Genomic DNA, 318 nt, shown 5'->3' on the forward strand with positions numbered 1-318 from the left:
GGGCGAGCCCGACTTTCCCACGCCCGCCCATATCGGCGAGGCAGCCATCCAGGCGATCCACGCCGGACAGACCCGCTACACGCCGATCAACGGCACCCACGCGCTGCGCGAGGCAATCGCCGCCAAGTTCCGGCGCGACAACGGCATCGACTGCTCGGTTGCCGAGATCAGCGTGGGCTGCGGTGGCAAGCAGGTCATCTACCAGGCCTTCCTGGCCACGCTGGCGGCGGGCGACGAAGTCATCATGCCAGCGCCGTACTGGGCCTCGTACCACGACATCGTGGCGATGAACGGCGGCGTGTTCCGGCCGATCATGAC

1 protein-coding gene is annotated in these 318 nt (G+C 67.9%); it reads left to right on the top strand.

The window, feature by feature from the left end; genetic code table 11:
- Window positions 1–318, top strand: a 318-nt coding sequence (locus ACR6JA_RS22990) for an aminotransferase class I/II-fold pyridoxal phosphate-dependent enzyme (RefSeq protein ID WP_494599814.1), incomplete at both ends; no start/stop codon positions are given.

The sequence above is a fragment of the Cedecea sp. B1(4) genome, from assembly GCF_059414925.1.